An 8,703-nucleotide genomic window follows, 5' to 3' on the forward strand; every position below is an offset into this window, starting at 1 on the left:
GACTTGCCGTGGTCGATATGGGCGATGATCGCAAAGTTACGGATGTGAGATAGGTCGGTCATCGTCTTCAAACTGGCACTGCCTCAAATCGCCCCGGCCACGGCGCCGCCGCAGCTTGGCGCGCTGGAAGATAGGGCGCGCGCCGGCCCCGATCAACGCTTCGATGCACCCCTCCCGGCGACCGACGGCCCCGCCCATGCGGGGCGAACAGAACCGCTTCGCACCCACCCAATGGCGCGAATTTGTCCCGAAGTCGTCACACCCGGCGCGATAGACACCGTGTTAGCCCTTTGCCCGGGAGGCCGATGGAGGGAATTTTGAAGAGGCACAATATCCTTATCGAACCTTGGCGGGAAACTTCAAGCTTCAACTACGAACGCGGCGAGTCCCTGTTCCGTTGGACCGTGACCTTCGAGCAGGACGGGATCCGCTATCAACAGGGCACTGCGCCCACCCACGCCGAGGCGCGGGCGGCGGCGGAATCTTTCCTTGTCGATCAGGGAATCGAGTTGCAGTGGCAGCCGGGGGCGAGTTCTACAACGCGTCTTCTGACGCCGCGCTCGGGACTACCGAGGTTCTTCCAGTATTAGCCTTCGGGCGGTCAGTCGTTGCTGTCGGGTTTCATACTTTATGGTCTAGATCCGGCCTGCTAGACTGGCCTGGATTTGGGGGGCATTGTCTCGATTCTTCACGGAATCTCAACGCAAGGCGAGAAGAATTGGGGGACCTCAGGGTTCTGAGGAATCACGATGCGGAGAGGTTTCATGGGCAAACTCTTTACGACATCCGGGAACGGCCTGCGCATGGCGGCCTGCGTTGCGGTGGCGGGTTTCGTGCTCGCGACCTCGGCCACCCCGGCCGCGGCGCGCAATGAAGCGCGCTGGTACCAGCAGAACTACTGCATGGTGAAAGCATACGAAGCGCTCGGAAAGAAGGACGCGGCCACCTACAACAGGAATGCTCGCCAGTCGCGCGCCAAGCTGATCCGCCTGGGCGTGCCGGAGCATCACATTCGCGAGTTGGAAGCCTTCATCAACAAGACCATCAACAAAAGCAAGGCGGTCAACAAGGCACACCAGGGCCCGCGTCTTTGCATGCAGTGGTACAGCACCTGAGATCACTTCCCGGTTGTTTGAAATCCTCTCGAGAGCCCGGTCCGCGGACCGGGCTCTTTCCTTTTGCCCGATCGTCTGTCCGGCCCTTTGTGCGGCACCCGACTTATCCGCTACTCAATCGCTTCTTTGGTCTGTTGCATCAGCGCCACAGTGAGTGCTCAAATATCACAGTAATCCGGATCTTAACCTTTCGTTAACCATGCCCGTCCAACGCTCAAGGCTTCTCGATTTCCGAGAGAAGGGCAGGGAAAACTGGCAATGGACCGGAGAATCAGCGAGGCCGAAGCACGGGAGTACGCCGCGATGACCTGGGCGCTCGCCGCGCGTGCCGAGGCCGCCGGCAACATCAAGCTCGCCAAGGAACTGGTGGCGAAGGCCCGCCGCGCCGACGAGCTCTGGGCGCGCAACCGGACCGGCGAAGCAGTCACCTCGCGCTGATCCACAAAAGATGATTTACCCGCGCAGGGTTCCGCCGGTCGCGCTGGTGACCTGCTGAACGATCCGCTGGGCCACGACTTCGATCTGCTGATCCGTCAGCGTCGCGTCGCGCGGCTGCAGGGTCACCGCAATCGCCAGAGACTTCTTGCCCGGCTCGACCCCCTTGCCCTGATAGACATCGAACAGTGAGACATCGCTGATCAGGGTCTTGTCGGCACCGCGGGCCGCGCGCAGCAGCTTTTCCGCCGAGACCTCTTCGTCCACCAGAAAGGCGAAATCCCGGGAGACCGGCTGAAAGGCCGAAAGCTCCAGCAGGCTGGGCTTCTGCCGGCCGGCGCGCGGCAGGGGCACGGCATCGAGGAAGGCTTCGAAGGCGACCGCCGGCCCTCTGACGTCCAGCGCCTTCAGCACCCGCGGGTGAAGCTCGCCGAACTGGGCCAGGACCTTGGGGCCGAGACGCAGGACTCCGGAACGGCCGGGATGGTACCAGGGCGCGGCATCGCGGGTGACCTGCAGCTTGTCCACCGGCGCGTCGCAGGCCCGCAGCACCGCCTCGGCATCGCCCTTGGCGTCGAAGACGTCGACCGGCCGCGGCGCGGCGGCCCAGGTACGCCTGGCCTCCTCACCGCTGCGCAGGCCCGCCGCCACCGTCGCCTGACCCTGCGGCGTGTCGTCGTGGTATTGCGGCCCGACCTCGAAGAGGGCCAGGTCACCGTAACCGCGGTCCGCGTTGCGCGCGGCCGCCACGGCCAGGTTGGCCAGCGGCGTCGGCCGCATCACGTTGAGATCCGCCGAAATCGGATTGTCGAGATGCATGGCCTGGGAAGCGCCGCCGAAGAGGGCGGCCTCCCGCTCGGACACGAAGGAGAAGGTCACACCCTCCATCATCCCGCGCCAGGCAAGCGCGGTGCGCGCCGCGGAGACCCGGCGCTGGGCCGGGGTGAGCACGGCGCTGGGCAGATAGCTTTCCCGCGGCAGGTCGACCTCCGGGATGTGGTCGTAGCCGTGGATGCGCATGACCTCTTCCACCAGGCAGGCCTCGCCCTCGGCATCGGGCCGCCAGCTCGGCGGCGTCACCGTGAGGGCGCCGTTACTTCCCTCCACGGCGAAGCCCAGGCGTTCGAGGATCTCCTTCTGGCGTTCGGCCGGCACCTCGATGCCGCCCAGATCGCGCACCCGCTCGGGACGCAGGCTGACTTGCCGTTGCGTGTCCGGCAGTTCGCCGGCGCTGACCACGTGGCTGGTCTCGCCGCCGCAAAGCTCCCGCACCAGGCGGGCGGCGACCTCCACGCCCCAGACCGCGGACTGGGGATCGAGGCCGCGTTCGAAGCGGTAGCGCGCGTCGGAAATGATTCCCAGCTTGCGCCCGGTCTTCGCCACCATCACCGGATCGAAGAGGGCGACTTCCAGGAAGACGTTCTGGGTCTCCTCGGTACAGCCGGAAAGCTCGCCGCCCATCACGCCGCCAATGCCTTCGGGGCCGGCGTCGTCGTGGATCGCCACCATCTCACCATCCAGGCGGTAGGTCTCGCCGTCGAGAGCCAGGATCTCCGCGCCCTCCTCGGCGAAGCGCATGACCACGTCGCCCTTCACCTTGTCGGCGTCGAAGACGTGCAGCGGGCGGTTCAGGTCGAAGGTCACGTAGTTGGTGATGTCGACCAGGGCCGAGATGGGGCGCAGACCGATGGCCCGCAGACGGTCCTGCAGCCACTTCGGGCTGGGGCCGTTCTTCACCCCGCGGAAGTAGCGCCCGGCGACATAGGGACAGGCGCCCTGGCGGTCCGCCGGCAGGTCGCGGCGCCACTTGATGGGGCTTTCGAAGCTGCCCTCGACCGGGCCGCTGTCCAGCGCCTTCAGGGTGCCCAGCCCCGCCGCCGCCAGGTCGCGGGCGATGCCGCGCACGCCCAGGCAGTCGCCGCGGTTCGGGGTGATGGCGATCTCGATCACCGGATCGTCGAGGCCGGCGACCGCGGCGAAGGGCGCGCCCAGGGGGGCGTCCTCCGGCAGGTCGATGATGCCCTCGTGCTCGTCGGAGAGCCCCATCTCGCGCTCGGAGACCAGCATGCCGTTGGACTCCTCGCCGCGGATCTTGCCCGCCTTGAGGGTCATGTCGGTGCCGGGGATGTAGCTGCCCACCGGGGCGAAGACGCCCTTCATGCCGCTGCGCGCATTGGGCGCGCCGCAGACCACCTGCACCTCCTGCTCGCCGGTGTCGACGATACAGACCCGCAGACGGTCGGCATTGGGATGCTGGCGCGCCTCTTTCACCTGGGCCACGGTGAAGGCCTTCAGGGCCTCGGCCCGGTCCTCCACGCCCTCCACCTCCAGGCCGATCATCGACAGGCTGTCGGTGATCTCCCGCAGGGAGGCCTCGGTCTCCAGGTGGTCCTTCAGCCAGTTCAGGGTGAACTTCATCGCCTCAGCTCCCCCGCACCAGGGACGGCTGCTCCAGCGGCACGAAGCCGTAGTGCTTCAGCCAGCGCAGGTCCGTCTCGTAGAAGATCCGCAGGTCGGGGAAGCCGTACTTCAGCATGGCGATGCGCTCGATCCCCATGCCGAAGGCGAAGCCCTGGTACTCCTCCGGGTCGATGCCGCAGTTGGCCAGCACCTTGGGGTGCACCATGCCGCAGCCGAGGATTTCCAGCCAGTCCTTGCCCGGCCCGATTTTCAGCTCGCCGCCCTCGCGGCTGCAGCCGATGTCCACCTCGGCACTGGGCTCGGTGAAGGGGAAGTAGCTCGGGCGGAAGCGCAGCGGCAGGTCCGCCACCCCGAAATAGGCCCGGCAGAAGGCCGTCAGGGTGCCCTTCAGGTGGCCCATGTGGGTGGTCTTGTCGACCACCAGCCCCTCGACCTGATGGAACATCGGCGAGTGGGTGGCGTCGTGGTCGGCGCGGAAGGTGCGGCCCGGCACGATGATGCGGATCGGCGGCTTCTCGGCCAGCATGGTGCGGATCTGCACCGGCGAGGTGTGGGTGCGCAGCACCTTGCGGGTGCCGTCGGCCGCCGGGCGCAGGTAGAAGGTATCCATGTCCTGGCGGGCCGGATGCTCTTCGGGGATGTTGAGGGCCGTGAAGTTGTGGAAGTCGTCTTCGATATGCGGCCCCTCGGCGACGGAGAAGCCCATCTCGCCGAAGATCGCCACCAGCTCTTCCCAGGTCTGGCTGATGGGGTGGATGCGCCCCATCTCCGCCGGGCGCGCCGGCAGGCTGACGTCGACGGTCTCCTCGGCCAGCCTGGCCTCCAGCGCCGCCTCCTCCAGGGTTCCGCGGCGGGTCTCGATGGCGGCGTTCACCGCCTCCTTGACCTTGTTGAGGCTCTGTCCGGCCTCCTTGCGCTCCTCCGGGGAGAGGCTGCCCAGGGTCTTCAGCCGCTGGGTCAGCTCGCCCTTCTTGCCCAGCGCCTGGACCCGCAACTTCTCCAGGCTTTCCAGATCGGCGGCCGATGCCACCCGATCGATCAGACTGCTCTGCAGCTGTTCAAGATTGTCCATGCCTACTTCCGCCTTTGCCATCCCACCCATCGGACCGCCGGTTCCAAGCTTGCGGCGGTGTCCGGGAAACGGCCCGCTCTTCGGGCCGGTTCTGCGGGATTGGACCCTGCAACCCGCCGACCGTGCGCTTGTGTCCGGACCGGCGGGTCAACGAGAGGCGTCAGGCCTGTGCGGCCTTCGCCTGTTCGACCAGGGACTTAAAGGCTTCGGGCTCGCGCACCGCAAGGTCAGACAGCACCTTGCGGTCGAGCTCGATGCCCGCCCGCTTGATGCCGTTCATAAACTGCGAGTAGGTCAGGCCGTGCTCGCGGGCACCGGCGTTGATGCGCTGGATCCAGAGGGAGCGGAAGTTCCGCTTTTTGACCCGGCGGTCGCGATAGGCGTACTGCAGGCCCTTTTCGACTCGCTCGATCGCGACGGTGAAGACATTCTTGCCGCGGCCCCGATAGCCCTTGGCGCGGCCGATGACCTTCTTGTGGCGGGCGTGCGTGGTGACGCCGCGTTTCACTCGTGCCATGACGCGCGTCTCCTTACTTGGCGTAGGGAAGGAAGTTGCGCCGGACGATCTTGGCGTCGGCGTCGCACAGCAGGGTGGAGCCCCTGGCGTTGCGAATCATCTTCTGGGGGCGCTTGCGCATGCCGTGGCGCTTGCCGGCCTGGTTCATACGCACCCGCCCGGAGGCGGTGAGCCGGAAGCGCTTCTTCGCCCCGGACTTGTTCTTCAGTTTGGGCATTTTGCTTCCTTTCTGAACGAAACGAGAGACTTGGAGCGGCTGGGCATGCCCTTTCGCCGGACCGCTCATCTTCAAGAACGCGGGGTTATAGCGACCTGCAGGCGGGAATGCAAGGCGGGCCGGCGGTTCCGCCGTCAGGCGCCGGCCTGGGCCACGGCCGCGGCGAAACCGGCCGCCGCGATGGCTCCGGCCTCCCGTAGGGCCTCACGCGGCATGCCGTCGCGCGCCGCCGCGGAGAGGCCGGCCAGGGTGACCATGACGAAGTCCGCCAACCGCCCGGCCGCGGCGGCGGCGCCCTCCGCGGGAAGGTCCCGAAGGATGCGCTCGATGACGGCCTTGCGCGAGGCCTCCTGAAGGCCGGCGGTGAAGGCACAGGCCGCCGGCTCGGCGGAATTGCGCGCCCCGTCCATGATCAGGCAGCCGAGGGGGCCGCCCTCGCTGGTATAGGCCTCGGCAGCACGGTTGAACAGCCGGGCGATGACGTCCGCAGCCGGCCCCGGCTCGTCGAGGGCCGCCCGCACAAAGCCGCCGCTGCGCGCGAGGTAGAGGTCCACGGCCCGCTCGAAGAGCCCTTGCTTGCTGCCGAAGGCGGCATAGAGGCTGGGCGGCTTGATCCCCATGGCCTGGCTGAGCTCGGCGACGCCGACGCCGTCGTAGCCGCGCTCATGGAACAGCGCCAAGGCGGTTTCCAGCGCCGCGTCGACATCGAAGGCCCGGGGCCGGCCCCGCTTCTGCTCGATTTCTTTAGCGGTCATTACAAATTTCTCTTGCATAGCGGCCCTAGAGATATACTTAGTGATCACTACAAAATCAAATTCCCCCTGAATCCAGACCCCTACCACGTCAGAAAAGGAGCAGCGTCATGCCCACCCTGAACGAGAAGAAGGCCCTGATCCTGGGCGGCAGCCGCGGCATCGGCGCAGCCATTGTCGAGCGGCTGACCGCAGAGGGCGCCGACACGCGCTTCACCTACGCGGGATCGGCCGAAGCGGCAGCCGCCCTGGCCGACAAGACCGGCGCCACGGCCATTCAGACCGACAGCGCCGACCGGGCCGCCGTCGCCGGGACCATCGCCGGCCAGGGCGCCTTGGACATTCTGGTGATCAATGCCGGCGTGGTGGTGATGGGCGATCCGCTGGAAAGCGATCCGGATGCCGTCGACCGGATGATCGACATCAACGTGCGCAGCCCCTATCACGCCGCTGTGGAAGCCGCGCGGAGCATGAACGACGGCGGCCGCATCGTGGTCATCGGCTCAGTCAACGGCGACCGCATGCCCTTTCCCGGCGGCGCGGCCTATGCGCTGACCAAGTCCGCGGTGCAGGGGATGGTCCGGGGCCTCGCCCGGGACTTCGGCGAACGCGGCATCACCGTCAACTCGGTTCAGCCGGGCCCGGTGGACACCGACATGAACCCCGCCGACGGCCCGATGAAGGACACCATGCATTCCTTCATGGCCATCAAGCGCCACGCCAGACCGGCCGAGATTGCCGGCATGGTGGCCTATCTGGTGGGTCCGGAAGCCGGCATCGTCACCGGCGCGCAGCACACCATCGACGGCGGCTTCGGCGCATAGGCTGTCGTCGACCACTGCCGTTCGGCTTAACTTGTCGCTGTTTCGCGCAGAGGCTTGTGATGTCGGGAGTTGGAAGCAACGGCATCAGTTCGGGACAGGAGAACGAAGGCTCAAGGGCGAACCGCTTACGGCGGAGAGGGTTGAGCAACCGGGAAGATAGCTTACAGTTTGGACCGGTTACATGGCTGACAGTCTTCGTGCTTTGTTCGCTTTGTGGCGCCCCGATCGGGGCGCCACAAAGCGGATCAGTCGGTGCCTCTTCGGGTCGATGATCCCGAGATCGATCTGGGCATAACGGACCAGCCAGTCGCCGTCTCTGGTTTCGGCGATGCCGACACTCTCACCCGCCAGGGTCTCACTGATAAAGACCGAGCGGCCGGCCCATTTGATCTCGCCACTGGGGCGCACCCGCCGCACGGCATGGCAGGCATCGTACCAAGGCTGGGCGAGCTCTTTGGGGTAAGCCCGGGTGGAAGGCTGCCAAAGGCTGGCCGGCGGTTTCTGGGCGAGCGCCTCGTGGGGGCGCTTGTGGTTATAGTCATGGCAGAAAGCATCGAAGCGGGCCTGCTGTTCGCGGGCGTTGGCTGCCGGGGGGCTGGAGGTCTCCTGCTTGAGGGTTCGGTGGAAGCGCTCGTGACGCCCGTTCTGTTGGGGCTTGCCGGCTTCGATCCGTTCCAGGGCGATGCCGGCCTTGAGCCAACCCAGGGACAGGCGGGTCAGCCCACCAGGGCCTGGCGCGGCAAAGGGCGGGCCGTTGTCGCAGCGCATCGCCTTGGGCAGGCCATAGCGCTTGAAAGCTTTCATCACCACTGCCTCGACCGGGCGGTAGGCCGGCTTGACGATCTGGCAGACCAGGGCATAGCGGCTGTAGGCGTCGGTGATGGTCAGGGGATCGCAGCGCCGGCCATCTCGGGTGCGGAACCAGCCCTTGAAGTCGATGCACCAGAGATCGTTTGGCGCCGTGACCGGGGCGAAGTCAGCAGGGTGTGGACCGGCAATGGTGGCCCGGCGCCGGCGACGCTCACTCAGGCCGTGGCGGCGCAGGAGATCGCCGATCGTGCTCGCCGCCGGCCAACACACCTCCGGCTGCTGCGTCTCAAGGATGACCCGCAGCTTGCGCGGGCCCCAGTGCGGCCGGTCCCGGCGCAAGGCCAGGATCGCCTCGGCCTGTTCCGGCGCCATCTGGCGGCCGTGACAGCGCGGCGCGCGTGACCGATCCTCCAGACCCGCCGGTCCTTGCCCGCGCCAGCGCCGCAGCCACTTGTAGCCGGTGGTCCGACTGATACCGAAGGCCGCGCAGAGTTCGCTCATCGGCGCCTCGTCTCTCAAAGCAGCAGACACAAAAGCTAT

General features: G+C 66.8%; 10 protein-coding genes. 4 read left to right on the forward strand and 6 right to left on the reverse strand.

The features are described 5' to 3' along the window. Positions 1-305 precede the first annotated feature (305 nt). The 3 genes from Q0996_RS20630 (at position 306) to Q0996_RS20640 (ending at position 1,553) form a co-directional block, all read left to right on the forward strand. Positions 306-590 (forward strand): hypothetical protein, encoded by a 285-nt coding sequence (locus Q0996_RS20630; protein WP_299624259.1) that lies wholly within the window; start codon positions 306-308, stop codon positions 588-590. Positions 591-764: 174 nt separating this feature from the next. Next, positions 765-1,115 (forward strand): hypothetical protein, encoded by a 351-nt coding sequence (locus tag Q0996_RS20635; protein ID WP_299624261.1) that lies wholly within the window; start codon positions 765-767, stop codon positions 1,113-1,115. A gap of 258 nt (positions 1,116-1,373) precedes the next feature. Then, positions 1,374-1,553, forward strand: a complete 180-nt coding sequence (locus Q0996_RS20640; RefSeq protein ID WP_299624263.1) for a hypothetical protein — start codon at positions 1,374-1,376, stop codon at positions 1,551-1,553. Between the two features lie 15 nt (positions 1,554-1,568). Here Q0996_RS20640 and pheT read toward each other — a convergent pair whose 3' ends face one another. From pheT to Q0996_RS20665, 5 genes are all read right to left on the reverse strand, one after another. Then, on the reverse strand, positions 1,569-3,968 hold the full coding sequence (gene pheT / locus Q0996_RS20645) for a phenylalanine--tRNA ligase subunit beta (protein ID WP_299624266.1): 2,400 nt from the start codon (positions 3,966-3,968) through the stop codon (positions 1,569-1,571). Between the two features lie 4 nt (positions 3,969-3,972). Then, positions 3,973-5,043 carry a phenylalanine--tRNA ligase subunit alpha gene (gene pheS, locus Q0996_RS20650; RefSeq protein ID WP_299624268.1) on the reverse strand — a complete coding sequence of 357 codons (1,071 nt, stop codon included), beginning with the start codon at positions 5,041-5,043 and terminating at the stop codon, positions 3,973-3,975. A gap of 160 nt (positions 5,044-5,203) precedes the next feature. After that, entirely contained in the window at positions 5,204-5,560 is a 357-nt protein-coding gene (gene rplT, locus Q0996_RS20655) for a 50S ribosomal protein L20 (protein WP_299624271.1), read from the reverse strand. A gap of 13 nt (positions 5,561-5,573) precedes the next feature. After that, positions 5,574-5,777, reverse strand: a complete 204-nt coding sequence (gene rpmI / locus Q0996_RS20660) for a 50S ribosomal protein L35 (RefSeq protein WP_299624272.1) — start codon at positions 5,775-5,777, stop codon at positions 5,574-5,576. A 134-nt stretch (positions 5,778-5,911) separates the two neighbouring features. Continuing rightward, positions 5,912-6,532 carry a TetR/AcrR family transcriptional regulator gene (locus Q0996_RS20665; protein WP_299624274.1) on the reverse strand — a complete coding sequence of 207 codons (621 nt, stop codon included), beginning with the start codon at positions 6,530-6,532 and terminating at the stop codon, positions 5,912-5,914. A gap of 107 nt (positions 6,533-6,639) precedes the next feature. Here Q0996_RS20665 and bdcA point away from each other — a divergent pair, with 107 nt between their 5' ends. Continuing rightward, positions 6,640-7,353 (forward strand): SDR family oxidoreductase, encoded by a 714-nt coding sequence (gene bdcA / locus Q0996_RS20670; protein WP_299624276.1) that lies wholly within the window; start codon positions 6,640-6,642, stop codon positions 7,351-7,353. 177 nt (positions 7,354-7,530) lie between these two features. Here bdcA and Q0996_RS20675 read toward each other — a convergent pair. After that, a partial coding sequence (locus Q0996_RS20675; protein WP_299624278.1) for an IS481 family transposase occupies positions 7,531-8,703 on the reverse strand: 1,173 nt, incomplete at its 5' end.

Origin of the sequence: Pelagibius sp., from assembly GCF_028289705.1 — a bacterium.
GTDB lineage: Bacteria > Pseudomonadota > Alphaproteobacteria > Kiloniellales > Kiloniellaceae > Pelagibius.